We start from the raw sequence: 25,911 nt of genomic DNA on the forward strand, positions 1-25,911 counted from the left end.
GTGGGGGAGTGGATGGGTGGGAGGAAGCACAAGTTAGGTAGCAAGCAGGTATCTCCTTCTGCCTTCTGCCTTCTGCCTTCTGCCTTCTGCCTTCTGCCTTCTGCCTTCTGCCTTTAGCGCTACGTTGCGCGGCGGAAGGGTTCGTAGGGAGTATCTTCTAACAGGCAGACTTTGTAGCGGCGAATTTGAAGCTGGATAATACGGCGGTAGGGGACTGGATCGCGAGCATCGGGGTGGTGGAGGGTGGTCATAATGCGATCTTCGAAGGCTTGTAGGTAGCGGCGGCGGGCGATGTCGTTGAGGTAGACGGCCCCGTTGGCTTTGGGGGGCAAAAAGTCGTCGGGGGACAGCACCCGCTGGTTGAGCAGGGTCAGCACCAGGGTATCGACTATGGGGGAGCGAAACTCTTCCATCAGGTCGAAGGCCAGGTGGGCTTCGTGGCGATCGCTGCGGTGCAGGTTGCCCAGGTAAGGGTTGAGCCCTTCCAGGTGCAGCAGGCTGAGCACGTTGTTAAACAGCAGCATGTAGCCAAAGCTCAGCAGGGCATTCACCGGGTCGGTGGGCGGGCGGCGCACGCGGGTGATGAGGCTAAAGCTGGGGTTGGTAATTAGCTCGCCCAGGGCCGGAAAATAGTGGGCGGCGATCGCCCCTTCGTGCCCCCGCAGCTGGTCAATGCCAGTTTCGGTGGCGCTGAGCCGGTCAATGGCAGCCATATCGCGATCGATGCGGCCCACGGCCAGGTCTACCAAGTCGCTGTGGCGGCGGCGGTTGAGCTTGAGCAAGAGCTGCTTTGAGTTCCAGGCTTTGCCCTGCACGATCGCCTGGGCGATCGCCCACTGAAAGGCGAGATCATCGCGACGGGCAAACTGGGCCGCCTCGGCCCGGTGGTCGTCGTACTCGGCGCTCCACAGATGGCCCCGATAGGTGCCGCTCTGCGACAAAAACACCACCGGAATCTGGCGGCTAAGGCAGGCGGCAATGGTAGGCGTAGTCAGCGAAATATTGCCAAACACCATCACCTGCTCAACCTCGGTCATGGGGATGGCGACATCGGTGCGATCGGGCAGCGACAGCACAAAACGCCCATGCTCTTTTTGCAGCCGGGTGCCCTGCTGGGTGAGATAGAGGAGAGACATGTTTCAGAAGCTCCGCAGAAAAGCATCGGGTTATTTACCCTTTCGCGCTAATCTGCCGCTAAACAGGTCATGGAAATTACCGAACTTTTCCGTGATAGTACGGATGATCTGAGAGGGATTACGGAACAGGTAAAAGGCAAAAAATAAGGTGCCGTTAGGGCTCAGCGATGGATAGACGCTACCTTATTTGAGGAGTGGCGGGCCAGGTAGCTTACTGCTGAACAGTTCTCCACAACTGGCTAAGGCTCGGCATCTTGAGGGTTGGTGGCGGCGACCAGGTCTTGGATGGTGCAGCCGAAGGCATCTAGCAATATTTCAATTTGGGCAAAGGTCAACCGGGGTACCTGGGTACCTCGCTCCCAGGCGCTGACGGTAGTAACGGTCACATTGAGTAGATCGGCAACTTGCCGCTGGGTAAGGCTGGCACGCTTTCTTAAATCTGCGAGAGATGGCGGTTGAGGCTTGCCCATAGTGTAAGCGAATTAATACAAGTTGACTTGCACAGGCTTCGTGAATTAAAGTTCTAATGTACCAGTCAACTTACAGTTGATAGCGGCTTCTCTGGCATGGTCTGAGACCAGCGGGAGGAGCATGCATTCCTCAGTTTCTCATCAAACTTCCCCGAAACGGCTATCTGGAGCCGTCAATTCGTGCTGCCAATTATTTCGACAGCCCATTCCGAGGTTTTCCCTCTTCGCTCTTCCTTCTTTCTCCCATGACCTACCGCGATAGTCTCTATAGCTGGCACATTGTGCGCCTGCTGCCTCAGTTTCAGCGAGTTACCGTAGCCCGGTTTCGCAGCCGCAGCCAGGCCGAAAACCACATCAAAGTGCTGCGACGACTCATGCCTACCGCCGCCTTTGTGATTGTGTTTGACCCGCCCGCATCGCCCAAAACAGCATCTTGCGAGGCACTGCAAAGCAAGATGTAGGACTGGCTACCCGGATTTTGCAACAACTATGCCAGGGAAGAAGACCGTATAATACAAAGCTATGGATAGTGTTCTGCTCAAAGAAGCCGCCTTAAAGCTCTCGCCGTTTGAGAGAGCGCAATTGATTGATGCTCTTTGGCAGAGCCTTGACCCAGCAGAGCAAGCGGAGATTGACGCCGCCTGGCTAGAAGAATCTCAAGATCGCCTCGCCGCTTATCGTCAAGGCGAGGTTGAAGCAGTTGATGGTGAGAGCGCTCTAGCTAGCCTTAGGGAAAACCTCTCCCAGTGAAGCCGTATCGCTTTCTGACTCCAGCGCTCTTGGAAGTAGAGGCCGCTGCACAGTTCTATGAGTCGAACCGGCCTGATTTAGGTCGAGAATTTTTGGATGAAATCGATGGCACGATTCAACGAATTCTTTTGAATCCAAAAGCATGGAAGCTGCTCGACGGAGAAATTCGTCGCTGCCGCCTACGGAAATTCCCCTATGGCATTGTTTATACCCTGGTTAAAGACGATTTTGTGCTGATTATCTCAGTAATGCATCTCCATCGGCACCCTTCATCATGGCGAAAGAACCTCAGGAACGACGATCGGTAGCAAAAGGCAGAAGCAGGATGTAGGGCTTTGCCTGTGCGGAGCAGGCAGAAGGCAGAAAACCTGAAGTCGAGATATCCAGCATTAGTGAAAGGCTTTGGGCGTTGCTGAAATGAAAGATGAACAGATTTGTAGACCCCTTTCAAAGCTAGACTTTCGAAAATAGATTCATCCCAGGAATCAGCAACGCCAGGCTTTGATAGCGAAGCGCCCGATCTGGATTACTTACAGGCTAACCATTCATCCTTCCTCCTTCTGCCTTCATCCTTGCTTTCTGTTTCCGTCCCCTTGCGGGGTAATGAGATTTGAACATTCTCGAACAAGCAGGCCACGCCGACCTGCTGCAGTTTCCGTCCCCTTGCGGGGTAATGAGATTTGAACACTGTTTTCGTACCGAACGGTTCGGTGCTGAAAGTTTCCGTCCCCTTGCGGGGTAATGAGATTTGAACCGCAAGTCACTGACGATGCCTGCCCGTACGTCCAAGGGTTTCCGTCCCCTTGCGGGGTAATGAGATTTGAACCCCTCAAGAGAATAACTATTCCGGTGCACAGAATTGTTTCCGTCCCCTTGCGGGGTAATGAGATTTGAACGTTGCACGCTGAAGTTCAATGCCAAAACCTGAATACAGTTTCCGTCCCCTTGCGGGGTAATGAGATTTGAACCTGTACAAAGCGATCGGACTAATCAGTTCGCAAAGGTTTCCGTCCCCTTGCGGGGTAATGAGATTTGAACAATTCCGCCCTCGTTCCCAACGGACGAGGATCCGGAAGAGTTTCCGTCCCCTTGCGGGGTAATGAGATTTGAACGGGAAAGAGTGTCATCGGACACTCTGTAACCAAAGTTTCCGTCCCCTTGCGGGGTAATGAGATTTGAACGAATGCGACGACGGCTGTGTCTGGGGCCAGAGCGAGTTTCCGTCCCCTTGCGGGGTAATGAGATTTGAACGTTGATTGGGATACTGCGTTGGCGCGCGCACAGGGTTTCCGTCCCCTTGCGGGGTAATGAGATTTGAACGTTTTGGGAAATTTGCCTACGCGGCGGAAACGCTGGTTTCCGTCCCCTTGCGGGGTAATGAGATTTGAACTTCTTGAACTTCGTTGCGGCTGATGCCATCAACGGCGTTGTTTCCGTCCCCTTGCGGGGTAATGAGATTTGAACCGTTGCTAAGCATGGTGGTGATCCCAGTAAATTACGTTTCCGTCCCCTTGCGGGGTAATGAGATTTGAACGCTGGTTTGCATGGATGCCCAGGCGACCACCACTGGTTTCCGTCCCCTTGCGGGGTAATGAGATTTGAACATGAGCAGGCTGACCTCGATCTTTACGGTGAGTTTCGTGTTTCCGTCCCCTTGCGGGGTAATGAGATTTGAACCATCTTGTGGTACGACGACGACAATGTCGGCCGCAGTGTGTAGTTTCCGTCCCCTTGCGGGGTAATGAGATTTGAACTGTGACTAACATCAACACCCAATCCGGTGCCGCCGCGGCGTTTCCGTCCCCTTGCGGGGTAATGAGATTTGAACCATCTGCGTTATCCGTGCAGCCTTAAATGGCAATCACGAAGTTTCCGTCCCCTTGCGGGGTAATGAGATTTGAACAAGTGGTACTGCTTACTTCATTAAGTAAGTACCACGTTTCCGTCCCCTTGCGGGGTAATGAGATTTGAACTTAAATGGGGTTGAAATCGTTATCACATTTGGTGACGAGTTTCCGTCCCCTTGCGGGGTAATGAGATTTGAACTAACATCTCGCACAATGGTATGATTGCAGGTCGTAAGTTTCCGTCCCCTTGCGGGGTAATGAGATTTGAACTTGGCTTGGTTGAGGGGGCGCTGAAAGTCACAGTCTAGTTTCCGTCCCCTTGCGGGGTAATGAGATTTGAACGCGGCCAAGCCAAGCGCTGGTCGAAGGGTCTTGAAAGTTTCCGTCCCCTTGCGGGGTAATGAGATTTGAACCATGCAGAATTGTATGGTGATGAAGCTTCCGTACACGATGAGTTTCCGTCCCCTTGCGGGGTAATGAGATTTGAACTACGCCACTTACTCTCAGACGTGGACGAACCGAATGTTTCCGTCCCCTTGCGGGGTAATGAGATTTGAACACTGTGGAGATCATTACGGGCTCTCAAAAAGGAGGCAGAGTTTCCGTCCCCTTGCGGGGTAATGAGATTTGAACGGATTGGGCTGAGACGTTAAGGATTATTAAAGCGTTTCCGTCCCCTTGCGGGGTAATGAGATTTGAACAATCTGGCGCTAGCGGCTGCCATAAAGCAGTTACGGTTTCCGTCCCCTTGCGGGGTAATGAGATTTGAACATGGGAGGTTCTTTAGCCTCCCGCTGTTCAGAGTGTTTCCGTCCCCTTGCGGGGTAATGAGATTTGAACGCTCGTTGAAGAGGCTAAAGCCGCAGATTGTGTGCCTCTCGTTTCCGTCCCCTTGCGGGGTAATGAGATTTGAACCTTGTTGAGCCTATGGAAGTTTTATCAAGGGCGAATGTTTCCGTCCCCTTGCGGGGTAATGAGATTTGAACCCCCTCGATCTGGAGCCCTTGCGGGGCAAGGCTTTCAACACCCCAAATCTGAGGGGGTCGGCCAGAGGGTCAAATAATTGAGAATTGATGTCAATAACCCACCTTCAGACAGGGCTGAAACCCTTGTACGGAAAGGCATCTGAGGGGGTCAACGAGACTATGCGGTTTTCGAGGATCGGAAGACCCCCTCAGGAAGCGGGAGCCATTGTTGCGATTTTAACGGGTAAATCCCTAATCCATCAACTAAATTCCATCATTTCTCAAGCTTCTGGCTGCTCCTCCCCATACCGCCCCAACTCCTCCCTCGCCTCCGCCACCATCTGCTGCCGCACCACCAGCGGTGCAATCACCTCCCCCATCGGTCGCCAGTCGCGCAGGCGCATCGTCACATTCACATCACCTACCCGCATCCACGCCCGGTAGTAGGCATCGGTGTTGGGCCGCTGGGCCACCAGACTCAGCAGACTTTGCTGTTCAGAAATCTCTGGCACCTGGGCTTTGATCAGCCCTGCCAACTCAGCATAGGCCACCGCTGCAAACGTCGGGTGCCGCACCGTATCTTGCACATACCACCGGGCAAACTCCGGCGGAAACCGCAGAATCAGCAGCGCCCTGGGCAGATAAAAATTAAACCCCCAGGCATCATCCAGCTGCACCTGCACCTGCTCCGGCGTCGGCAGCTGACCACAGTGGCGCATCTGTTTGAGCGCGGTGGGCACCTGCGGGTCGCCCCAGGGCAACCCCCTGAGCCGGGGCGACAAGATGCGATCGAGCCGGTAGTTATACCAGCCTACCCGACCAGTTGGGTTTAGCCCATAGGCGCTGAGGTACTTGGCCCGGCGAGCATAGTGCAAACACACCGGATACACCGTTACCTGCGATCGCTGCTGACGCTGGGCACTCCAGTTGTCAAACTGAATCACCCCACCATCTGGGGTTTGCCACAGCGCTTCAATCTGCTGCTGGTAGGTATCCACCTGTTCCTGCACCGCATCGGGCAGAATGTAGTCTAAATGGATAAAAATTCGCTGGGTCGGTTCGGGGTCTAACAGCCCTCGCCGAGCTGGGTATTCTGGAGTCTGCCGCCACAGCTGATCGAGAAGCACCTCCAGCTGGGGCTGTACAAAGGCCACGGAATCGAGCGATCGCAGCAGCAGCAGCCGTTCTGGCCGCGACAGCGACCCCATCTCCCCGCGTAGATTCTCGCTCTCAGGTGGTTTTGGCCATTCAGCCTCAGCTACGGTGGCCCACTTCCCCCGTCCGGCGGCCCGAAGCCACCCCTGCTGAGCCAGCAGTTTCAGGTCTTCTCGCAACGCCCGATGCACTACCCCAAATGGTGGCTTTTCTAGAACCGTCTCAAGTGCAACGGTCGATAGCCCCGCCAGCGGAGCCGCCCGCCGCACCCAGGTTGCGCGATCGAGGTCAGCGTCTGCCTCAAACAGCAGCGCCACCCCGGTTTGCTGACATAGACACCGGGTATGCTGGCAGCCCAACCTCAATGCCGCCGCAGAGGCCGTTTCAGAACTGCCGTGGCTGGGGGCAAACAGCCGCTGGGCCAGGTCTCGATAGCGAAACAGCTGGGGAATCTCACCCGCGAGGGGCGCCTCTGGCCCATAGAGCCGCCGCAGTAAATAGTAGAGTCGCTGCGATCGCAACAGACGATTGGCCCACTGCCCGCCGCTGAGCCACTGCAGCAGGTCAGGGGTGGGCGACCAGCTAAACCCGCTTAAAGTAGCCATTTGAAGACCCCTCTTCAAAGCCAATGCCATAATAGCGGCAACTTGCAGAGAGTCGATAGCAAACCGGAGAGAACTGCCCGCATGGTGACTCAGATTTCAACCGCCGAGGCTGCGATCGCGCTGCAGCTGGGCGCAATTCAGCAGGTGGGGCCGCTGCGGCTACAAATTCTCACCATTCACCTCACCCGCCCCGACCGGCTCATGCAACCGGCAGATTTACAAGGGCTATCGCTACCGGCAGGCATTGACACCACCGCAGGGGTGGTCATCAGCGGGCGGGGGCCGGTCTGGCTCTACGCCTATCTGGTGCATGAGCTGCACCCCACCGCCTGGGTCGCCTGCCATGACCCCCGGTTGGGAGCGATCGTGGTGACCACCCACTCTCAGCAGGTGCGCATTGGTCAGGTAATTGCCCTTGATCTGGCCCAGGTGCGAACGGGCCTGGGGCCTGCGTTGCTGATTGTTGGCCCACCGGATAGCGGTAAATCGGTGCTGAGCCACGCTCTATTTAATGCATTGCTGCCAAAGTTTCCGGATGTGTTTCTGCAGCGGGCGCAATGGGATGGAGAGGGCAACTGGATTTTGGAGTTACCCGCCTCGGCCACTGAGGAGGTGCGTGAGGACTTTAAGCTGGCCTACAAGGGCACGCTCACCGATCGGTTTTACCCCTACCAGGCCGAGGCCATTCTCAAGCTGCGACGGCAAAAGCCTCTGGTGATTGTCGATGTGGGCGGCAGGGTGCAGCCGGAGAAGGTGCCCATCTTAGACGCCTGTTCTCACTACCTGATTATTAGCTCTAAACCAGAGGAGGTTAAGAAATGGCACGAATTTTGTCGAGATTGTGGGAATTTATCGCCGGTAGCGGTTATTCACAGTAGCTTGGGCGAGATTGCCCAGGTGCAACAGCGAGAGCCGTTCCTGGAAATGACCTGTGGGCCGTGGATATCGGGCTTGACTGAGGCCGTGCCAGAGGAGGTATTAGGGGAGGTGCGATCGCTCATCACCTAAATTTTCATCTATATAAAGATGTTCCCTCTACGTATTTGAACAGCAAAGTCTAAAGATTTTATCTATATCTAGAATCATGGCAAACGGAGAAACGAAGAAGCCTTCTGCTGGTCAATCCACTGATGTGCTCAAAATTGGTATGGCTTGGTGCCTGGCCTGGGGAGAAGCCAAAACTCCTCAAGTGGATCTGCAGGTTTTACAGCAAACGCGGCAAGCCATCAAGGCTGGTGAAGCAATTCCAGAGGTGGTGCAGCCCTATCTGGAGCGAATTCACCAGTTAAATCAGCTGGGGCAATCGCAATATCCAGAAAACGCCGAAGCACTAGCGGCTTTAGCGCAGAAGCATCAGGACTGGGATAAGAGAATTGGTCTGGTCTACGGTGGAGCCACCAAAATCAAGCAGTACGTGTTTGAAGCCTCCAAATTGCAAGACATACGGGGGGCTTCGGCTCTGTTGGATCGCATTAATCTGATTGATCTGCCAGCATTTTTTAAGGGTGAAGAAGCAGGCGATCGCTTTCCCCAGTGTGAAAGAGCTGCCGAGTATTGCCGACAGATACGTGCAAATTGGCTACAAAAAGAATTTCCAGGTCTCGAAGATGCCCTCATCCCTGAGCTAATCATCTATTCCACCGGGGGCAATATCCTGGCCTTTTGTCCGGCGGCCTATGTTGATGACCTTGCCAACGCTATCGAGAAGCGCTATACCCATGAGACTTTAACAGCTAACGCCTGTGCTGTGGGGCAAGCCTTTCGATTTTTAGAACTGCGCTTTGGACTTTTGAAAGGCAACATTGGTCAAACTCCCTGGCTTGACTGGTACTTGCAGAATGAAAATGCGACTCAGCCACTTGTAGAAGCCATTTATGGAAAAGTGGAGAAAAACTCTATCGATCAAGCCAGCCTCACAAAGCAGTTTAAAGAGCGCAAAAGCTTCAACGAACTGGTGCGAAAGCTAGCAGTACGATTTAACCAGCGACGCAGCGGGGATGATCGCTTTGTGGGTAATCGACTCAGTCGTCGCCATCCTCCAATGTTTGAGACGCATCCTTATGGACGTCGAGATGGGCCTGAACGACGATTAGCCGTTAACCAGGCCAAGCAATTACCTGGCGAACCGTGGTTTTCGGATGTCACTGCTCGCAAGCGAATCGTCGGGCAGAAAGTGAAACGCGAGACACAAAATACCCATTGGTTTGACCGAGGCAGCTTCGGCTGGCAGTATGGCAGTCTTGAAAGTTGGACCAGTCGATTTCAGGACTTTCTGACGGACAAGAACCTTGGGGTAGACTACAACCCAACTAATCGCCAATTGGAAGAAGCGCGATCGCTGCGCGAGATTGGCAATGCCAGCAAAGGATTTGTGGCCTACATCTATGCCGATGGCAACAATATGGGGGGGTACATCCAAAAAATTACCACTGCTCAGGACTATCAGGAATTCAGTGATGCCGTTTCTCAAGCGACAGAACATGCTGTCTACTACGCCCTGAAAGAGCACCTGGCTCCCCATCAACTCCAGGGCATTGATGATCCAGAAAGCGAAAACCGCAACGGCACCTGGATTCATCCCTTCGAGATTCTAACCATCGGTGGCGACGACGTGATGCTGGTGGTTCCGGCAAATAAGGCACTGGCGATTGCTCGGACCCTGAGCCAACAGTTTGAAACCTTGTTATTAGACCAGAATTCTGAGCAATATGGGCTTAATCAACTGCTTTCTCAGGAATCCTTGAAAGCCATCCACCGGTATCGCCCTGAAGGTGCCGTTAAGCGAGATACAAACAAACCTGTCGCCTGCAAACTCAGCATGTCTGCTGGGGTGCTAATTACCGCAGAAAATACGCCCATCTACTACGCTGAAAATTTGACCAATCAGCTGCTCAAGTCGGCTAAAAATCATGCTAAGCATCTGAAAAAAGAGCATGGTTACCACGGTGGCACTATTGATTTTTTGACCATGAAGGCGGTCACCATGCTGTCATCTAATATCAAGGAGTTTCGAGAGGCAGGATTGGTTTTTGGCACCCGTCCTAAACTCAAACTCTACGGCGCACCGTACAGCCTGCATGAAATTGGGGGGCTTTTAGAAACTGCAAAGGTTCTTAAAAAGGCGGATTTTCCGCGATCGCAGCTGTACCAAATTCGCAGCCTGCTGGAGCGGAGCAAACATACCGCCATGCTGAACTATCGCTACTTCTGGTCTCGGTTGAATAAACCAGAAGCTAAAAGGCAACTCAAAGCAGAATTTGAAGACGCCTGGTGCAAAGCCAAGACCAATGACGGCAACCTCGTTCCCTGGATTTATATGGAACCGACCGAGGAAGATCGCCAAAACCCGGATTACGTCCCTACTTACGAAACCATCTGGCGAGAGCTGGTCGATCTGTATCCCTTTACTGAAGAGCCAGAACGCGACCCTGAAAGAACTGCCGTAACCAACCGGGAGGTGCAGTAATGGTTCAGCTCAGCCGCTTAACTCAAACAACAGAAGCCATTCCCCTCACAGCGTTAATCGATAGCGCGTTATGCGTTGGGGCAGGTGGCTCTTCCGGTTCCCTGGCAGATAAACCGATTATTCGCAATGCCCAGGGGCAACTTTTAATTCCTGGATCTCAGCTCAAGGGACGGCTCCGCCATGAGTGCGAAAAGTTAGCCCGTGCCTTAAGTTGGCCCATTTGTGAATCGCCCACTCCGACGACTATGTGTCCTCAGCGTTTAGGGTTAGATGAATCTCGTTTTGTGCAAACAGGGGCCTACGACATTGGGAAACGTGACATCAACGAAAATATCCAACGTCACTGTCTGATTTGCCAGATCTTCGGCAATCCCTCTCTGGCTTCTCGCATTGAGGTGGATGATCTGGTGTGTCAGGTCGAGCCCGAAAACCTGCCGGAAGTTTTGCGACCTGGGGTTACCCTCAACCGTCGTCGCCGGACGGCAGAAGATCAAAAACTCTACTATCTGGAGACTTCCCCGGCGAATGTGCAACTCCCCTTTTCAGGGCACCTTTATCTAGAACCTGCCTGCCTATCTCAGACGAAACCATTAATACTGGCAGCGTTGCACCACATCCATGCATTGGGAGGCAGCAAATCAGCCGGGTTGGGCTGGCTGCGATGGCAACCTTTCGATCAAACACTAGAAGACAAGGACTGGAGTTCTCTCCTGGAGGGCAATGCATCATGACCACCCTTCAACTAACGATTAAAGCGCTATCTCCACTGGCAATCGGTCGGCAAAAGCCAGGTGGTTCCATCAGCGAGGCTCAGACCTATATTCCCGGATCAGTCATTCGGGGCGCAATCGCGGGCAAAATGCTGCGGCAATCTTCCACGGAAGACAACACTAACCTAGCTCAACCGGACAGTGACTTTCAGCAACTGTTTTTGGCAGAGAATGCGGCTACTTTCAGCAATGCCTACCCCAGCCCTGAAGGACAGCCAGTCTACGTCTTACCCGCAACTGCAGTGAGTTCTAAAAATGATCCTGGCTTTCGCCCTGGATCCCACCCTGACAATCCAGATTTTCAACCTGAAAAACCTGTCGGCGTCTTTGACACTTTAATCGATGCCTTCTGTGCAGAAGGGTATGGGTACCCCTATGATCCGGTTTGCATCAATGGTGATCGAGCCGAGCCTTACAGCCAGTTCTACACCGTCGAAAATGGGAAGTACCGGGCTCACCATGTAGACACTCGTCTGCTCACACGGGTCGGCATCAACCGACGCCGGGCCACGGCTCAAGAACAGGTGCTTTACAGCATTGAAGTCATCAATGAAACTCAAATCAAAAACAAGCAACCCACCGTTTTTAGCAGCACTATTTCTATAGAGGATGATGCTCTTGCCGACCAGCTCACGACTTATCTAGGGCAACAGCTCTGGCGCTTTGGCGGCTCTGCTTCGCGGGGGTTGGGTAAGGTTGAGATTGAAGTAAAACCGCTTGCTCGACCGAATGCGATCAAAACGCGAATTAAAGACTTTAACCAAAAACTGCACGATCGCTGGAAAGATTGGGGAGAAGTCTTTAGCCATCCGCAACCCTTCCCCGACAATCAGCAATATTTCACCCTCGACTTGCAGGCCGAGGCCATCCTGGTGGATCAGTGGCGAAGCACCACGGTAATTTCTCCTGAAATGCTCTGTCAAATGGCAGACATGAAAGACTCTACCCTTCAGCTTCATTCAGTCTACAGCAGCTACGACTACCGCTCAGGCTGGAATGCCGCCTGGGGCCTGATGAAAGACGTAGAGCTAGTTACCAATCGAGGGGCGGTCTACCTGTTCAGTACATCCCAGTTGGAAAAGTGGCTCCCTCAACTTGAGCAGCTAGAGATTAAAGGCGTGGGAGAACGAACAACAGAGGGGTTCGGTCAGGTGCAGGTGTGCAATGAGTTTCATCACGTATTTCGGGAGGAGCCAGTATAAGTTATGACGAAACACTCTCTAATAGGGCTAGAAGAACAATTACAGTTGAGAATTGATAAAGCGTTTAGAGATCAACTTGATAGCGTTATTGTCGAAATGCAAAAAATTGCACTGAAATTTAATGTTCAGCAAGTCCAGGAAAAGTCGCCCTTTAAGAATGTACTTTCTGTATCGACAGAGGCAATGTCCTCCCTTGAAGCGATAAAAGGCTTTATCCGCTACCAGGTTGGGCGGAAAGAATCGAGTCGAGTCTGGAAGCTACAGATTACTGAAGAAGGGCATAGGCAGTTCTTCGCAGATGCTGTTGTTCAACAGATCGATGCATTGAATGAAAATTGCAAAAAAATCTTTGAAACAATCGAAACTGATCTAGAAAGGGAAATTGAACTTCGAAAAGATTCTTCAAAAGGAAATAATCCACAAGAGATCAGGGACTATCTACAGCAGCAAAAACCAAGCTTGCTGAAGAAAACTCACTTGAATCTTACGCAGTTGTATCTTGGCTATCTCAGCAGGGAACATACTGCACTACTCGGTTTACAGGCAGCTAACCAAGATAAGTCCAAAAAGTAAATTTTAGAGTACCAGAAATATGTTTGAGATATTTAAAAGTCGGTTAGAGCTCGAAGGTGTGCTTATCACCAAAACGGCCCTGCGAATTTCTCAAGGGCGTTCGACAGAGCCAATTGGTGCAGACTTACCTGTGGTTAAAGACTCCTTGGGTAAACCACTCATTCCTGGTTCAAGTTTCAAGGGAGCGCTACGATCCCGCCTAGAAGGTTTTTTGCGCGGTGTTGTGGGCGATAACCGAAAGTTAGTCGGTAATCCTGCCATTGAGGAAGAATGGTCTTTAACGGCAAATGAAATCAACTTGCTCAAAGAACAGCATTCCAATGATGCAGCTTTGACGGCTGCTATTTTGGCAGAGACTGATTTAGTGTCAAAGTTGTTCGGTTCGCCCTGGGTATCCAGCAAATTCCAGGTGCGCGACCTCACCGTACTGCCAGACACCTGGTTTGGCCAGTATCAGGAACGCGACGGTGTTTCCATTGATCGCGACACCGAAACCGCCGCTGATGGCAAACTCTATGATTTTCAGGTTGTGCCCGCTGGCACCCCATTTGAATTCAAGGCAGTGGTTGAAAATGCCGAAGAATGGGAGTTGGGTCTACTGATGATTGGTTTACATCAATTTGAGAGTGAACAAATACCTCTGGGTGGGGCGCGATCGCGAGGTTTGGGGGTTGTCAAACTTCAACTTGATGAAATGATTTGGGTAAATCCGAAAAATTCTCAAGAACTTATCGATTACTTAAGAAATCTGGTTGATGAGCAGCTTCAGGACTATGTCAAATCTCCTCAAGAGATCACGGCCTTGAAAAAGCGTTGGTCTACAGAACTACTTAACGAACTAACTAGGCTAGCTACGAAGGAGACAGTCCATGCATAAGCGATTTGTTAATCACTGCACCATCGAATTCACCCTCTCACCCTGCGGTCCCATTCTGATCAAGTCGGGTAAAGAGGGTGCTGACCCCACCAAACCCCAAATGGAGTTTGTAGAAACCTATCACCAGGGTGGCCGCTCGATTTACCTGCCGGGAAGTTCCCTCAAAGGAGCCATTCGGGCTCACGCAGAGCGCATTATCAGAACCGTTGGCAGCGATCGCCGTCCTTCAGATCCTAATCAGCTTTGGGCCAGCAACCCACTCGATCTAAATAGCTACCAATATCTAGATGAGGTCAAAGACACAAGAGAACTCTATCGTCTGTCTTCCTTTACAGACCAAATGTTTGGCAGTGTCTCCATTGCCAGTCGAGCCCGCATTGAAGACGCTTACCCTGCCGATAAAACCCAACTCAAAATTGAGGAGCGTAACGGGGTCGCGATTGATCGGGTGTTTGGTTCTGTGGCCGTAGGCCCATTCGACTATCAAGTGTGTACCGCTGGCGAATTTCGCACCAAAATACATCTCAAGAACTTTACCTTGGCGCAATTAGCTCTGATTGGCCTGGTTTTACGAGACTTAGACGATGGCTGGTTCGGCCTGGGCTTTGCCAAGTCGCGCGGCATGGGTTTAGTAGAAGTCAGCCTTGATTCTGTTGTAGTGCAGTATCCCGGTTGTGTGTTGGAAAACGACCACATTAAAGCCATTGGCCTGGAACAAGACCCCTGGCCCAGGAACTACCTGTTAGGTGCCGGGGAGTTTCTGACATCCGACGAAGCTGAGCGCTATGGCTTTCCCCATCCTGACCATCAAGAAACGCCTGTAGCCGGAACCGCAATGGATCTAGGTTTTGGAGTGCAACTCACCTGGTCTGGGCAGGAAGACATAGAAAAGGATCTGTTTACTCCAGCAGTGAAATCCTGGACCAGTTTGCTGGGGGTGGCAGCATGAGTGCTTTTGTCGGGGTGAAAACAGTTGAGACTGTCGAGCAGCTTGAGAAGCTGATCAAAGAGATTACAGGAAACAATCGCGTTTTTTTCCTGCGCTGGCCTCACAAAGTCAGCGGTTTGAGTCGTGATTGGCCAGAGGGTTTTCCCAGTCCAGAAGGGCAGGTGTTTACCCGCGATCGCGAACTGCGATGGAAAGCACAAGGCCAGGGTTACAGCGTCTTGCTGCTCAGCGAAACAGAAAAGGTGGATGGTTTTGACAAGGTGGGTGCCGAATGGGAAACCTGCGATCGCCCGGCCCATACCTATCCCCCCACCGAAACCCGCTTTCCCCAGGGACTAGCGGATCGCGGTATCAACATTGAGCAGCGGTATTTTCGGGATAAGAAAACTGCAACGGTTCACTTTGTTGCTCTGGTTGCTAAATAAAGCGAACGACTATGTCAACTCCTAAACCTATTAAAAAGAACAATAATCAGCCTCAGCGGCCTGGCCCGAGGAGTCCTCACTCGAGCCAAGCTAAAACGACAACAAAGCCCAATCCTGTGCCAGATACAGGCGATAAGCCCTACGGATTAGTACCCCTTTCGACTAAAGTTCATCGAGAGCACCCAGCAAAGCAAAATCGGGATGCTGGGCAAGATCGATTTAGAGATGATCTAATTAGCGGCAAATTGTATATTACCCTTACTGCCCAGACTTCAACCTTTGTTGCATCTGGTGTGGTGGCAATGGGGCGCGATGTCAACTTTAAAGTTGACCTGGTTAAAACCGCTGTTCATCAAAGAAATACCTTAATTATTCCGGGAAGCTCATTAAAAGGGGTTATACGTTCGGCTTATGAGGCTTTAACCCGAAGCTGCTTATGCAAGACTAAGGCGAACTTGAAGAAAACTCCTGATTATATTGAATGCAAAATCGACGCTAGGAAAAAGAAGTTTGACGTATGTCCTGCCTGTCGAGTTTTTGGAGCGATGGGTTGGCAGGGTTTAGTTTCTTTTCAGGATTCAAAGGGTCAAGTGATAAGCAATAACGTAGAGTTTATGCCATCTCTTTATGGACCTAAACCAGAAAATCCAATGTACGAAAATAGCGGCAAAGTTGCTGGTCGAAAGTTTTACTATCATGGGGTCAAAGCTGTAACCAGTAAAAAAACTCCTGATGGTAAAAATAAGAAAGGAATTGATGCCCAGAAAGCACAACAGGGCTACATCTTCAAGACAGTAATTCAGTTTAAAAATTTAACTGAAGCAGAACTGGGAACCCTGTTTGTGATACTGGGACAGGATGATGCCCATAAGATAGCTCTAAAAGTCGGTGGAGGTAAACCCATTGGCATGGGGAGTCTGGTTGCTGCGGTAGATGCCCTTGAAAAACCAGGCTCTCCCAGAGATCGCTATACCCGATATACTCTGCCTGAATCTGATCGTCCGACTGGCGAGGCCTTGAGGAATTACATGCAGGCTGCGATCGCAAAAGCCCATCAAGACTTAATTCAGAAACAGCAGCTTGAAGAACTCGCAAGGATTTTGGCCTGGCCCACCCAGCGTACTGCTCCGGAGGATATGTATTAACCATGTCAACCGAAACCGCTCCCCTGGCGCTCACTGAAGTGCAATGGCAGGTAGCCCACGCGATTGCTCGGCAATTGGTTATTGAAGGTACGGATGTTAATGAACTGAGAAAGACGATTTCCTATCTTCGGGAGTATGTAGATCGGAAAGATGCTGGCAAAGCCTTTTTTGACTACCTGAAAACTCTGGTGCGCAGAGGTAATCAAATTGGCCACAGTAAGCAAACCGTCAACTATTACAAGAGCCTGGATGCTGCCTGCGAAAAATATCTAAAAGACTATCAGGATAAAGCTGCCCAAATGTTGATGATCCTCGGTTGGGCAGCCCGATTAGTACAGTACTATGGCAAGGGCGTTCCAACTGGCGAGATTCAGAAAATTGAGGTGATGTCGGAACGAGAAGCTGAGATTCAGGCGGTCACTCAGGCTCATACGTTTGAAGTTGGGCAAGAATTATCAGCAACTGTCGCCGCTATCAAAGGTAATAAAGTCACTTACGAAATATTAGATACTATTCGACTTACACAAAAGGAACCAAAACTGGTCGGCAAGTTATCGGAAGGCCAGGAAGTTTCTGTTTGTATTGAAGAATTGAAGGATGACGGCTCGATCAAGCGAGTGAAGGGAATACGCTAAAAAACCATGACTACTCTTCAAACCAAACCACTTTTTGTGTCTACATTTCTATCCCATTCTTCAGCTGATAGTGAACTGGTTGAAGCAGTGGCAAAACGGCTTAGGCGTCGTGGTATTTTAACATGGCTTGATAAAAATGAGCTTTTAGAAATGGGACCGCTAGATACTGTTCTCAAACAGGCTGTTCAACAGCAAGCTACCTTAACCATCTTCTTGTCCGAAGCTTATCTGAAATCTGAGTGGTGCAAAGATGAGCTTCGTTGGGCAATAGAAGCTCAGGAAGGAACCCAGCATATCCTGCCAGTTTACCTCGGTAACCCCCTTCAATTGGTCAAGAGCCACGACCTTTTACAAAGCCGCTTCCTTGATGCTGATGCAAATAGAGTGAATCAGCTGGGCTATGTTTGCCAACAAAACTCGACTGGCATAGATCCAGATGCTATTGCCGAAAAAATCGCCGTCACAGCCTACCGACGTTCAATCCCAAATTCATGGTCAGATGTCGTGATCGTTTTAGATCAAAGAGGCAATGGACCACGACGTGGAGAGCCAGATCTGCCTGACCACATTGTCAGGCTAAATGCTCCAGCACTGACGTTTCGGCCTAGTCTCCAGCCGCGCCAAAAAGCAGAACTACTAACTGGGGAAGATTGGGAAGATATGGCGAAAACCGTGTCTTCTGCATTTTATTCAATACCTGGAGACCTGCGTAATGGTACACGAAGAATTCGAATTTTAGGAGGTGCCCAGACGGGGCTATTTTGGGCAGTCGGCAATCACTTCGATCGGACCACTCGTGTAGAGCTTTATAGCTACGACTGGAAAGGAGAAGTAATGACCAATAAGGAACAGGGAGACCTAACGCCCTTGACAGGAGGAGATCCCAACTGTGCGAGGTTAATTACCGACGATGAAAACAACAGCACAAATACCCAAGGAGAAGCTGCACTATACGTTGGATCTGATGGATATTTACAGGATGTGCAGGAAGATATAGGCCATCTACCTTTGTATTGGATTGAGACTAAAACAATCTTGTCTGAGCAGGCTATGCCCTTAGTCGCAGATATTATTGCATCAATCAAACGTCTTTACCAAGAGGAAGGCGTTCGCAGGCTAGCACTCTACTGGGGAACAGCTAGCTCTGTAGCGCTCCTTACTGCGGCCAATCTGACCACACATAGCCTGCCTAAAATTAAGTATATGGAGCGAGATCGTGCTCAAGCTAAATATATACATCTTCCAATGCCAGAGGACTCATAGCCACTCATAATTTTCGCTATCGTTCAGCGAATAGTAACTTAAGTTTGCTCTCCCAACTGCTTCCTAACCCACTTCCGGAACGATCGCGTTGCCCGATTCCGCCCTTACACTTGGCTCTGAGCCACATAAACCGAAATTTCAGTTTGCAGAGGCCAGTCTGGAAAAGCCGCTGTCCTGGGGGCATATCTAGCTGGTGCAACTGTAGGGTAACCAGGGGCAACAGCTTCAAAAACGAAGAATGAAAAACGAGATGGGCCATGCGGATCGTTAGCGAGGCTGGCCAAAGATTCGATTTAAGGGGCAGGTAAAGTCAGTGAGCAGGGGCGAGGTCAAAGAGTCATCAGCCTGTAGGGTAACAACTAATGTCAGTATCGCATTGTCGCGACGGTAAACCTGCACCTGGCGTAGATTTTTATCGACAATCCAATATTCTTGCACTCCCTGCTGGGAGTAGAGCTTGAGCTTGAGCTGCTTGTCGCGCTGCTCGTTTTTTTCGCCTGGCGATAGCACTTCCACCACCAGCTCTGGTGCCCCCGTTAAATGCTCGGCTTTATCCATTAGCAACTCAAGTCGGTCGGTGCTGGCCCACACCACATCAGGGATAACGTTGTCTTCATCCGTGAAGATAACGCCAGGGTTGACAGCAGCTTCCCCCCGCCCTGTAGCCTGCGACCAGGTATCTAAGGCATTAAAAACTCGGCCAGTTAGCTGTTGATGGCTCCAACTGGGGGCTCGGGTCACTAGCAGCTCTCCATCAATAATTTCGTAGCGCTTGCCGTCATCAGGAAACAGCTCCAGGTCAGCCGTGGTCCAGCGAACGCGGTTAGGTGTAGTGGTCATGGGGTGGCCCTTGGATAGATGGGCGTGGATAACTCTACTTTAAGGCAGGAGGAGGAAGGCAGAGGGATGAAGGCAGAAGGATGAAAAGATGGGCTGGTAGGGTTCAAGAGAGAAGGGCCGATCGCAGCCTGCGGCACTCCTCTACCAGCGGCATCCCTAGCTCGGTAGCCAGGGCGATCGCCCGATCGAACGTCTCCACCGCTTTCTCTGCATCGCCCGTGGCTCCATAAAGCATCCCTAGATACTTGTAAGCCGACGCCTCCAAAGATCGCGCCCCCTGCTCCTGCAAAATTTCGATACCGCTCTGTAACTGGGCCAGGGCAGCATCGTACTGGCCCAGTTTAGTCAGGGTTTCGCCCAGGTTCGCCAGGGTCAACCCCTCACCCCAGCGATCGCCAATCTGCCGCGCCAATGTCAGAGCCTGTTTGTAGTACTCCACCGCTTCTGGGTGCTGACCCAGCTCGCTTTCGGCATTGGCCAGATTTACCAGCGCCGCTTCCTCAGCCCGCTTTTCGCCGATCTGACGGGCGATCGCCAAATCTTGCCGATGATAAATGACCGCCTGGGCGTAGTCATGCATGTCGTCGTACACATTGCCGATGCAGCCCAGAGCCGCCCCTTCTCCAGCCACATCGCCCATAGCTCTGACCAGAGCCAGGTTTTGGTGATGGTACTCCAGGGCTTGCTCATAGTGGCCCAGCTGCTGGTGGGTATTGCCTAACCCTTGCAGGGCACGGCCAATACCTGGACGATCGCCTAGAGCTGTGGCTAATTTCAGATGCTGCTGATGGTAGTCGAGCGCAGCCTGAAACTGTCCTTGTTTATGGCAGAGGTTACCCCAATAGCCCAGGGCGTTGGCTTCTCCCTGGCGATCGCCCACCTGCTGCGCGATCGCGATCGCTGCTTCGTAGCACTGCACCGCCTGGGGACTGTCACCAACGGCGCTGTAGGTGTTGCCCAGGTTGCTCAGTGCCTGCCCTTCGCGGGTGCGATCGCCCAGGTCTCGCACGATCGCCAACTGCTGCTGCAAGGCTTCAAAGGCCTCGGCATAGTTGCCCAGGGCGTGAGCGACTACCCCCAAATTGCCGAGGGCCAAACCCATCCCTAGCGGATCCCCAATGGCTTCGGCGATCGCCAACTGCTGCCGGTAACAGTCCGCCGCCTGGGGATACTGACCAATGGCGCTGTGGACGTTGCCCAGGTTACCCAGGGCGTGGAGGGTGCTCTGGGAATGCTCCAGGCTCTGAGCGATCGCCAGGTGCTGGCGGTGGTAGGTCAATGCCTGCTCAAAGTCGCCTGTGGCAAAGCAGACGTTGCCCAGGCCGCCCAAGGCATTGCCTTCGCCCATGCGATCGCCAATATCTCGCGCTATTTCCTGCTGCTGGTCAAAATAGGTTGTGGCCAGTTCATACTCTCCTAGGCTATAGCAGGCGCTGCCCAACCCGGCCAGGGCGTTGCCCTCTCCCTGGCGATGACCAATTGTCTGGGCCAAGATCAGGTGCTGATGGTGGTAGCTTTTAGCCTGGTCGTACTGGCCCAGGGCATGGTGGCAGCTGCCCATATTGCCCAAAGCAGAGCCCTCTAGCTCCAGGTCACCGTCGGCACGGGCCAGGGCCAGGTGCTGGCGGTGGTACTCCAGTGCAGTGGCATAGTCACCCTGCGACTCATAAATATTGCCCAGACTGCCCAGGGCAATGCCTTCCCCTACATGAAGGCCAGCCTCACGGGCAATTGTCAACCACTGCTGCTGGTAGTCAATGGCGGCGGCATAGTCGCCCTGGGCATAGCGAATTTCGCCCAGGTGGCTCAGCACCATGCCTCGATCCACAGGGTCGCCTATGGTTTGGAAGATGGCCAGACTGCGATCGCAGTACTCCTGCGCCCGCCCATAGTTTCCCTGGGCCTGGTGCACTGCCCCCAAAAATTGCAGCAAGCGCCCTTGCCATAGGGGGTCTACATGGTCAACCAGCGCTTCATACAGCTCCATTTGCTCGGGTAGGTAGCCCCACAGCTTGAGCTGGTAATGCAGTTGGGCCTGGGCGGGGGTATCTATCTCGTGCAGCATCAAGCTCAGCGCCCGCTGCCATTCTTCTATTTCGCAAAGGTGATGAAATGCCTCCAGATAGCCCCGCACCTGCTCTAGGTTTGAACCCTCTGCCGAGGGCTGGTAGCGGGTCAGCCAGTTGACAATCGCCTGCCAGTGGGTGCGGCGGGTGCGGGGCTGCACGTGGCGAATGCGGGCCGGGTCGATGCCGAGGGCGGAGAGCATTGGGGAGAAAGGATGAAGGCAGAAGGATGAAGGCAGAAGGATGGAGGATGAAGGATGAAGGATGAAGGACGAACAGCAGCAAAATCCCTGGGCTAAAGCGTAGGTGAAGTAAGGGGCGATAACCTGAGCCACGTCCAGGTCAACGTTTTATCAGAGATCATCTGCTCTATTTGCGGCTGCTCGCTGCCGCTCAGCCCTGCGCTCGTCACTGTTGAGCTGTAGTAGATGGACGGTTGTACGGCCTTCGGGAGTTAGGCCATTCACGCAATTGTCCTGCAACTGGAAGTGTTCGGCCCAGGTCTGATCGCGAGGGTTGAAGAGAAAGCTGAATAATCCAGTCTCAGGATCAAACGAGCCTAGATCTGTGCCCTTAAAGCGGTTACAGCGCCAGCAAGCATAGGCTAAATTTTGGGGGTTTGTCTTACCACCGTGCTTTAAAGCCACTATGTGATCGACTTCGTGGGAGAAGAAACTCACAGCGGCTGGCAGCAGACAATATTCGCAACGACGGCTAGCGCGGCTTTCCACCAACCGCCGAGCTGATGCAGGAATGGTTGTCACGATGGGGGTGTGGCTGTGAGGTATGGCAAATTTCCTAGCTTGAGCATCACCATGACATGCTCAATGCGTTCATACTCTGCGAGTTCTTCGGCTTCTGAGGCAGATAAATTTCCCTCTTTTGCCTTCATGACTAGCTCTTGCAACCGAGCCTGCATGTCTTCTGTGGGCCTAAAGTTGGCGATTTCTGCAGGGGTCGGCTGACTGGCCAAAAAGCTCAGCACGTAGCGGTAAACCCTGGCGGGCAAAGGGGGCTGCTGCAAACACTGCTGCAATAGCTGAGGCAGGCGATCGCCTAATTGCTGCAACTGCTCCGATAGCTCATCGGGCACGTCAATAGTGATGGTGGCCATGGGCTCTGAGGTGGAAAGTGTCTCTGCGGCTATTGTAGTGCCTGAGGGAAAGGCAGAAGGATGAAGGATGAAGGCAGAAGGATGAAGGCAGAAGGATGAAGGCAGAAGGATGAAGGCAGAAATGTGTCAAGTAGGTTCTTTATTTTTAGCGTTTTTGATTAGGGTGACGAGAATTGCGGTTAATTCGTCTGCTTCCTGTGTAAGAGGAGTCAAGCGACTGGGTTCAATAGTCTCGGATTCGGCTAGCAGTTCTAGCCAGTAGGTAGTTTCTTCGAGTTCTTGCAGTCCGCCATTGAGCTTGCTGACAAACTCGGAGGTCGATCTGGCGCGATGGGCTTCCCGATAGTGAGCACCCACTGAGGTGCCACTACGCAAGATTTGTTTGCCCAGCACCTGGGCCACAGTGGTGTTCGGAAGAGCGGAATACAGGCGAATGATGCGTAGAGCAAAGGCTTTGGTGCGTTGCTTCAAATCACTGGGCACAAATTTTGGGCGATTTGGCCTCTGCTAGATAGAGTGCCCCCTTTAAAGGAGGAAGGATGAAGGCAGAAGGATGAAAAGTGGCGAAAGGCTCTGGGGCAAATACCGGGTGGAGCGGAGCGCAGCAAGATCAGCAACATCCAGATCAACCCTTACTGGGAAAGGAGAAAGGCAGAAGAGGAAAGGCAAAAAGCTCACCTTTTAGATAATCAGCGAAGTTGAGAATGCCGGGCTAATCAACGCGATCCGCCAGGCGACCATCAGGAAACTTTTTCATCCTTCATCCTTCTGCCTTCATCCTTGCTTTGGGTTTCCGTCCCCTTGCGGGGTAATGAGATTTGAACCAGTTTCAAACGAAGCCTGAAACTCAGGTTGAAGGTTTCCGTCCCCTTGCGGGGTAATGAGATTTGAACGGTAGTGGGGTAAATTACTGTCAGTACGACAGGCCTTGTTTCCGTCCCCTTGCGGGGTAATGAGATTTGAACTCTGCGGAAGTAGCTGCAGCCACTCCCCAAGCGTTCGTTTCCGTCCCCTTGCGGGGTAATGAGATTTGAACCCCCTCGATCTGAAACCCTTACAGGGCAAGGCTTTCAACACCCCAAATCTGAAGGGGTCTAATCCAAGGGTAAATTATTGAGAATCTTTGTCAACAAGCCCTCTGCCAACAGGGCTCAAACCCTTGTACGGAGCGGCATCTGAGGGGGTCGACGAGACTATGCGGTTTTCCAGGTTCGGCAGACCCCCTCAGGAAGCGGAGTCCAATGACGCGATTCTAGCGGGCAGATTGGCGATTGTGCAATAGACGGCATGATTTCTCAACCTTTTCTTATTCATCCTTCCTCCTTCTGCCTTCCTCCTTTTGCTATATCCTGGGGCAGCCCTTACCCGCCCTGCCCACCATGAGCACTCCCCCGATCGAGTTCACCCTAGCGCTGCTGGCGCAGGCCACCTCACCTGCTGTATCGCCCGAGGTCGAGCTACTCAAAAGCCAGCTGGAGTTTGTTTTGCGGCTAAATAGCGTATTCCTGGGCTTCTTGGCGCTGCTGGGCGGGTTGCTCACCTGGTTTTTCAAAAGCAACCTGGACGATGCCCGAGAAATGGCGACCCGCATGGTGCGCCAAGAGCTATCTGACCACATAGAACCCCTGATCAAAGCCGAGGCGCGCAATATTCAGCGCACCTTTCGCACCGAGCAAATCATCAGCAACACCGTGGTGGATTACTATGTTCCCGCCCGCCCCGGCAAAGAGCCATTGGAATATGGCCTGCTCAAAGGGCGAGGCTTTTTGGACGTACGGCTGTGGCATCTGGGCCAAAAACCCCAGGGGCGATTGGGCAGCGTATTAGTGATCGATTTCGTCAACTGTGACGTTCTAGCAGTGCCAGAAATAGCGTCTCCCGATGGAGCGGTACGGGAAGTCGGCTACAAAAAGCGCGATGCCCTGGTCAATGAGGTTATTCAGGCCCTAATTGACCTCAGAATTGGGCGGCCTATTTTAGTCGTCTACGTACGTCCTGGTCAGGGGCGAATCGGGGCCATTGACTTGCTCAGCCAAACCTTTCCTGAAGATGTCAGATACTATTCTTCGGCGAACACTCCAGTGGCGCTGATGGGAGCTGCTATTGACTCGGCTTATGTGGCCTACAGCGATCGGCAAGTAGCCACTTGAACAAGCCATTCAATAAATACAGTCACCTTTGTGAATTGGACAGGGCGTTGAGCCACTACATCTCCACTCCAGTCGCCTTTTGGTTCACTGGGGTTTTCCTACTGCCTAAATCTCGCTGCATCGCTGCGATCGCCTGCCCAGATAGTGGATTCCCCTTCGCTACTTCCCTTGCCACCTCTGTAATCCGGCTCAAATATCCTTCCGGTCTGCCTAGCGCTACGGCTGCTCCATGCCATCGCCAAAGCTGCCCTAATATTGGCTGGTTCTGTTGCCACAAGTTCCCCATGTCCTCTGGGTTGATCAGTACCTCATTCCAGTCCTTCCCCTGGTTCGGCGTCAACCGCTCAATGCCCGGCACTTGCTGCGCTACCCGCCAGGCCATCAACTCTCCCGCTACATCAGCATCAAAGGCCGCTGCCACCACTCCTCCACTCTGCACTACTGACTTTAACCCCTCTACCGGAACACCCCCAGACCCATCTGTCGAAAGGTAAATCGACACCCCCACTGGCCCCCGCTGAGCCTTATCCAGCAACGCCAGCGACATCGCATCAATCGGCGACTCCACCAGCAAGACTCGGTTCACCGGCCCCTGCCCTGTGCCAATCCAAAACCAGCCCTGATCTCTAGCTGAACCCGGCGCTAGGCCATGGAAATGGTTCTCTTCGCCCCACGTGCCCCGCAAACTAGCCCCAATGACCTCGCCCCGACTCCAGGTTTTGGCCTGCAACCCGTGGCGCAGAAATACCGCATTCTGGTACTCATCGGCAAAGATCAAGCCCCGCTCATATAGCCGATCCACCAGCACCGCCGGTAGCTTGCGGGCTTCCACCAGATACTCACGCACCCCCGCCCAGCGGTGTTCGTTCGCGGCGGGCACCGCCAACACCCGGGGTCCTCGCACTTCAGGTTGGGCATAGGTCACCACGTGAGCAGGCTGTTGAGACAAATCCCGCCCCGACAGCCATTCCACTGCTTCCTTAAACTCCACCCTCTGCACATGCATCACCAGGTCAATAGCACCCCGCCCTCCGGCATCCGCCAGCCAGTCCATGAAGAGCGGCCCACTGATGCTGATGATGTGGTCGCCCGATCGCCACTTGTGTTTGTCGTGGCGATCGCATTCCAACCCCAAATGCGCTGCCACATCCTCTAAATCCGCTCCCCGCACCTCATCGGCGACTTCTTGTAGTGTTGGCCCCTGGACAGGCTTCAAGGGTTTGGGCTGGGGCGGACTGAGGGACGGCGAATCCTGAGCGGGCACCGCTGTCGCCTGGTCTTGCTGCCACAGCGGATCTGCGCTAGGTCGTGGCCCTTGGCCAGTAAGATGACCTGTCCGAAACGGTTCCACATCAAACAAGCTCTGCACCTGAAATTCAGGTTCTCCAGTAGCTGGAATATCAACCACAGCTTCGGGTTCAGACGGTGGTGCTTCCTCCACAGCAATTACAGGCGGTTGATGGGGATAGACGGTGATCGCCCCCTCCCCCTCCATAATCACCGTCTCT

General features: G+C 52.7%; 24 protein-coding genes and 2 CRISPR repeat arrays. Of the genes, 15 read left to right on the forward strand and 9 right to left on the reverse strand.

The window, feature by feature from the left end; translation table 11 throughout:
• Positions 1 to 119: 119 nt before the first annotated feature.
• Complete coding sequence (gene cas1, locus IQ254_RS16745; RefSeq protein ID WP_193967305.1) at positions 120 to 1,136, reverse strand: CRISPR-associated endonuclease Cas1; 1,017 nt, start codon at positions 1,134 to 1,136, stop codon at positions 120 to 122.
• 239 nt (positions 1,137 to 1,375) lie between these two features.
• A complete protein-coding gene (locus tag IQ254_RS16750) occupies positions 1,376 to 1,606 on the reverse strand; it encodes a helix-turn-helix transcriptional regulator (RefSeq protein WP_193967306.1) in 231 nt (76 codons plus the stop codon).
• A gap of 245 nt (positions 1,607 to 1,851) precedes the next feature.
• Here IQ254_RS16750 and IQ254_RS16755 point away from each other — a divergent pair, with 245 nt between their 5' ends.
• The 3 genes from IQ254_RS16755 to IQ254_RS16765 all read left to right on the forward strand — a co-directional run bounded on the left by IQ254_RS16755 (position 1,852) and on the right by IQ254_RS16765 (position 2,664).
• The gene (locus tag IQ254_RS16755) at positions 1,852 to 2,067 is read left to right on the forward strand and encodes a hypothetical protein (protein WP_193967307.1); all 216 of its coding nucleotides are present in this window, start codon (positions 1,852 to 1,854) and stop codon (positions 2,065 to 2,067) included.
• 61 nt (positions 2,068 to 2,128) lie between these two features.
• Positions 2,129 to 2,356, forward strand: a complete 228-nt coding sequence (locus tag IQ254_RS16760) for an addiction module protein (protein ID WP_193967308.1) — start codon at positions 2,129 to 2,131, stop codon at positions 2,354 to 2,356.
• Entirely contained in the window at positions 2,353 to 2,664 is a 312-nt protein-coding gene (locus tag IQ254_RS16765) for a type II toxin-antitoxin system RelE/ParE family toxin (protein ID WP_193967309.1), read from the forward strand. The genes IQ254_RS16760 and IQ254_RS16765 overlap by 4 nt, the downstream gene beginning before the upstream one ends.
• 273 nt (positions 2,665 to 2,937) lie before the next feature.
• Positions 2,938 to 5,189: direct repeats of the CRISPR family, unit length 35 nt; unit sequence GTTTCCGTCCCCTTGCGGGGTAATGAGATTTGAAC.
• Positions 5,190 to 5,449: 260 nt separating this feature from the next.
• On the opposite strand, the gene IQ254_RS16770 is transcribed toward IQ254_RS16765, so the two are convergent.
• Positions 5,450 to 6,928, reverse strand: coding sequence for a TIGR03985 family CRISPR-associated protein (locus IQ254_RS16770; RefSeq protein WP_193967310.1), 1,479 nt, complete (start codon positions 6,926 to 6,928; stop codon positions 5,450 to 5,452).
• An 81-nt stretch (positions 6,929 to 7,009) separates the two neighbouring features.
• Here IQ254_RS16770 and crn3 point away from each other — a divergent pair, with 81 nt between their 5' ends.
• The 11 genes from crn3 to IQ254_RS16825 all read left to right on the forward strand — a co-directional run bounded on the left by crn3 (position 7,010) and on the right by IQ254_RS16825 (position 18,233).
• Positions 7,010 to 7,936 (forward strand): CRISPR-associated ring nuclease Crn3/Csx3, encoded by a 927-nt coding sequence (gene crn3, locus IQ254_RS16775; RefSeq protein WP_193967311.1) that lies wholly within the window; start codon positions 7,010 to 7,012, stop codon positions 7,934 to 7,936.
• Between the two features lie 76 nt (positions 7,937 to 8,012).
• Positions 8,013 to 10,394, forward strand: a complete 2,382-nt coding sequence (gene cas10, locus IQ254_RS16780; protein ID WP_193967313.1) for a type III-B CRISPR-associated protein Cas10/Cmr2 — start codon at positions 8,013 to 8,015, stop codon at positions 10,392 to 10,394.
• Positions 10,394 to 11,125 (forward strand): RAMP superfamily CRISPR-associated protein, encoded by a 732-nt coding sequence (locus tag IQ254_RS16785; protein WP_193967314.1) that lies wholly within the window; start codon positions 10,394 to 10,396, stop codon positions 11,123 to 11,125. The genes cas10 and IQ254_RS16785 overlap by 1 nt, the downstream gene beginning before the upstream one ends.
• Positions 11,122 to 12,366, forward strand: a complete 1,245-nt coding sequence (csx10, locus tag IQ254_RS16790; RefSeq protein WP_193967315.1) for a CRISPR-associated RAMP protein Csx10 — start codon at positions 11,122 to 11,124, stop codon at positions 12,364 to 12,366. Before IQ254_RS16785 ends, csx10 begins: the two co-directional genes overlap by 4 nt.
• 3 nt (positions 12,367 to 12,369) lie before the next feature.
• On the forward strand, positions 12,370 to 12,939 hold the full coding sequence (locus IQ254_RS16795) for a hypothetical protein (RefSeq protein WP_193967316.1): 570 nt from the start codon (positions 12,370 to 12,372) through the stop codon (positions 12,937 to 12,939).
• A gap of 19 nt (positions 12,940 to 12,958) precedes the next feature.
• Positions 12,959 to 13,816, forward strand: a complete 858-nt coding sequence (gene csx7 / locus IQ254_RS16800; protein WP_193967317.1) for a CRISPR-associated RAMP protein Csx7 — start codon at positions 12,959 to 12,961, stop codon at positions 13,814 to 13,816.
• Positions 13,809 to 14,765, forward strand: coding sequence for an RAMP superfamily CRISPR-associated protein (locus tag IQ254_RS16805; protein WP_193967318.1), 957 nt, complete (start codon positions 13,809 to 13,811; stop codon positions 14,763 to 14,765). The genes csx7 and IQ254_RS16805 overlap by 8 nt, the downstream gene beginning before the upstream one ends.
• Positions 14,762 to 15,190: a hypothetical protein gene (locus IQ254_RS16810; protein WP_193967319.1), complete on the forward strand. Its 429-nt coding sequence runs from the start codon at positions 14,762 to 14,764 to the stop codon at positions 15,188 to 15,190. The genes IQ254_RS16805 and IQ254_RS16810 overlap by 4 nt, the downstream gene beginning before the upstream one ends.
• Positions 15,191 to 15,201: 11 nt before the next feature.
• On the forward strand, positions 15,202 to 16,335 hold the full coding sequence (locus IQ254_RS16815; protein ID WP_193967320.1) for an RAMP superfamily CRISPR-associated protein: 1,134 nt from the start codon (positions 15,202 to 15,204) through the stop codon (positions 16,333 to 16,335).
• Positions 16,336 to 16,337: 2 nt separating this feature from the next.
• Positions 16,338 to 16,970: a hypothetical protein gene (locus IQ254_RS16820; RefSeq protein ID WP_193967321.1), complete on the forward strand. Its 633-nt coding sequence runs from the start codon at positions 16,338 to 16,340 to the stop codon at positions 16,968 to 16,970.
• Positions 16,971 to 16,976: 6 nt separating this feature from the next.
• Complete coding sequence (locus IQ254_RS16825; protein ID WP_193967322.1) at positions 16,977 to 18,233, forward strand: toll/interleukin-1 receptor domain-containing protein; 1,257 nt, start codon at positions 16,977 to 16,979, stop codon at positions 18,231 to 18,233.
• A 267-nt stretch (positions 18,234 to 18,500) separates the two neighbouring features.
• Here the strand turns inward: IQ254_RS16825 and IQ254_RS16830 are convergent, their stop codons facing one another.
• The 5 genes from IQ254_RS16830 to IQ254_RS16850 form a co-directional block, all read right to left on the reverse strand.
• A complete protein-coding gene (locus tag IQ254_RS16830) occupies positions 18,501 to 19,073 on the reverse strand; it encodes a Uma2 family endonuclease (protein ID WP_193967323.1) in 573 nt (190 codons plus the stop codon).
• Between the two features lie 103 nt (positions 19,074 to 19,176).
• The gene (locus IQ254_RS16835) at positions 19,177 to 21,342 is read right to left on the reverse strand and encodes a tetratricopeptide repeat protein (protein WP_193967324.1); all 2,166 of its coding nucleotides are present in this window, start codon (positions 21,340 to 21,342) and stop codon (positions 19,177 to 19,179) included.
• 150 nt (positions 21,343 to 21,492) lie between these two features.
• Entirely contained in the window at positions 21,493 to 21,903 is a 411-nt protein-coding gene (locus IQ254_RS16840) for an HNH endonuclease (RefSeq protein WP_193967325.1), read from the reverse strand.
• Complete coding sequence (locus tag IQ254_RS16845; protein WP_193967326.1) at positions 21,900 to 22,253, reverse strand: hypothetical protein; 354 nt, start codon at positions 22,251 to 22,253, stop codon at positions 21,900 to 21,902. Before IQ254_RS16845 ends, IQ254_RS16840 begins: the two co-directional genes overlap by 4 nt.
• A gap of 126 nt (positions 22,254 to 22,379) precedes the next feature.
• Entirely contained in the window at positions 22,380 to 22,736 is a 357-nt protein-coding gene (locus IQ254_RS16850; protein ID WP_193967327.1) for a four helix bundle protein, read from the reverse strand.
• A gap of 306 nt (positions 22,737 to 23,042) precedes the next feature.
• A CRISPR array of direct repeats spans positions 23,043 to 23,289; the repeat unit is 35 nt; unit sequence GTTTCCGTCCCCTTGCGGGGTAATGAGATTTGAAC.
• Positions 23,290 to 23,632: 343 nt separating this feature from the next.
• Between IQ254_RS16850 and IQ254_RS16855 the strand changes: the two genes are divergently transcribed.
• The gene (locus tag IQ254_RS16855; RefSeq protein WP_193967328.1) at positions 23,633 to 24,403 is read left to right on the forward strand and encodes a hypothetical protein; all 771 of its coding nucleotides are present in this window, start codon (positions 23,633 to 23,635) and stop codon (positions 24,401 to 24,403) included.
• Between the two features lie 55 nt (positions 24,404 to 24,458).
• Here the strand turns inward: IQ254_RS16855 and IQ254_RS16860 are convergent.
• The coding region (locus tag IQ254_RS16860; RefSeq protein WP_193967329.1) for a DUF3991 domain-containing protein at positions 24,459 to 25,911 on the reverse strand (1,453 nt) is incomplete at its 5' end.

The organism is Nodosilinea sp. LEGE 07088, from assembly GCF_015207395.1.
Taxonomy (GTDB): Bacteria; Cyanobacteriota; Cyanobacteriia; order Phormidesmidales; family Phormidesmidaceae; genus Nodosilinea.

What these genes read in the sequence shown, in the direction of transcription:
- cas1 (WP_193967305.1), bottom strand. Translation starts at nt 1,136, where the DNA reads ATGTCTCTCCTCTATCTCACCCAGCAGGGCACCCGGCTGCAAAAAGAG.
- IQ254_RS16750 (WP_193967306.1), bottom strand. Translation starts at nt 1,606, where the DNA reads ATGGGCAAGCCTCAACCGCCATCTCTCGCAGATTTAAGAAAGCGTGCC.
- IQ254_RS16755 (WP_193967307.1), top strand. Translation starts at nt 1,852, where the DNA reads ATGACCTACCGCGATAGTCTCTATAGCTGGCACATTGTGCGCCTGCTG.
- IQ254_RS16760 (WP_193967308.1), top strand. Translation starts at nt 2,129, where the DNA reads ATGGATAGTGTTCTGCTCAAAGAAGCCGCCTTAAAGCTCTCGCCGTTT.
- IQ254_RS16770 (WP_193967310.1), bottom strand. Translation starts at nt 6,928, where the DNA reads ATGGCTACTTTAAGCGGGTTTAGCTGGTCGCCCACCCCTGACCTGCTG.
- crn3 (WP_193967311.1), top strand. Translation starts at nt 7,010, where the DNA reads ATGGTGACTCAGATTTCAACCGCCGAGGCTGCGATCGCGCTGCAGCTG.
- cas10 (WP_193967313.1), top strand. Translation starts at nt 8,013, where the DNA reads ATGGCAAACGGAGAAACGAAGAAGCCTTCTGCTGGTCAATCCACTGAT.
- IQ254_RS16785 (WP_193967314.1), top strand. Translation starts at nt 10,394, where the DNA reads ATGGTTCAGCTCAGCCGCTTAACTCAAACAACAGAAGCCATTCCCCTC.
- csx10 (WP_193967315.1), top strand. Translation starts at nt 11,122, where the DNA reads ATGACCACCCTTCAACTAACGATTAAAGCGCTATCTCCACTGGCAATC.
- IQ254_RS16795 (WP_193967316.1), top strand. Translation starts at nt 12,370, where the DNA reads ATGACGAAACACTCTCTAATAGGGCTAGAAGAACAATTACAGTTGAGA.
- csx7 (WP_193967317.1), top strand. Translation starts at nt 12,959, where the DNA reads ATGTTTGAGATATTTAAAAGTCGGTTAGAGCTCGAAGGTGTGCTTATC.
- IQ254_RS16805 (WP_193967318.1), top strand. Translation starts at nt 13,809, where the DNA reads ATGCATAAGCGATTTGTTAATCACTGCACCATCGAATTCACCCTCTCA.
- IQ254_RS16810 (WP_193967319.1), top strand. Translation starts at nt 14,762, where the DNA reads ATGAGTGCTTTTGTCGGGGTGAAAACAGTTGAGACTGTCGAGCAGCTT.
- IQ254_RS16815 (WP_193967320.1), top strand. Translation starts at nt 15,202, where the DNA reads ATGTCAACTCCTAAACCTATTAAAAAGAACAATAATCAGCCTCAGCGG.
- IQ254_RS16820 (WP_193967321.1), top strand. Translation starts at nt 16,338, where the DNA reads ATGTCAACCGAAACCGCTCCCCTGGCGCTCACTGAAGTGCAATGGCAG.
- IQ254_RS16825 (WP_193967322.1), top strand. Translation starts at nt 16,977, where the DNA reads ATGACTACTCTTCAAACCAAACCACTTTTTGTGTCTACATTTCTATCC.
- IQ254_RS16830 (WP_193967323.1), bottom strand. Translation starts at nt 19,073, where the DNA reads ATGACCACTACACCTAACCGCGTTCGCTGGACCACGGCTGACCTGGAG.
- IQ254_RS16835 (WP_193967324.1), bottom strand. Translation starts at nt 21,342, where the DNA reads ATGCTCTCCGCCCTCGGCATCGACCCGGCCCGCATTCGCCACGTGCAG.
- IQ254_RS16845 (WP_193967326.1), bottom strand. Translation starts at nt 22,253, where the DNA reads ATGGCCACCATCACTATTGACGTGCCCGATGAGCTATCGGAGCAGTTG.
- IQ254_RS16855 (WP_193967328.1), top strand. Translation starts at nt 23,633, where the DNA reads ATGAGCACTCCCCCGATCGAGTTCACCCTAGCGCTGCTGGCGCAGGCC.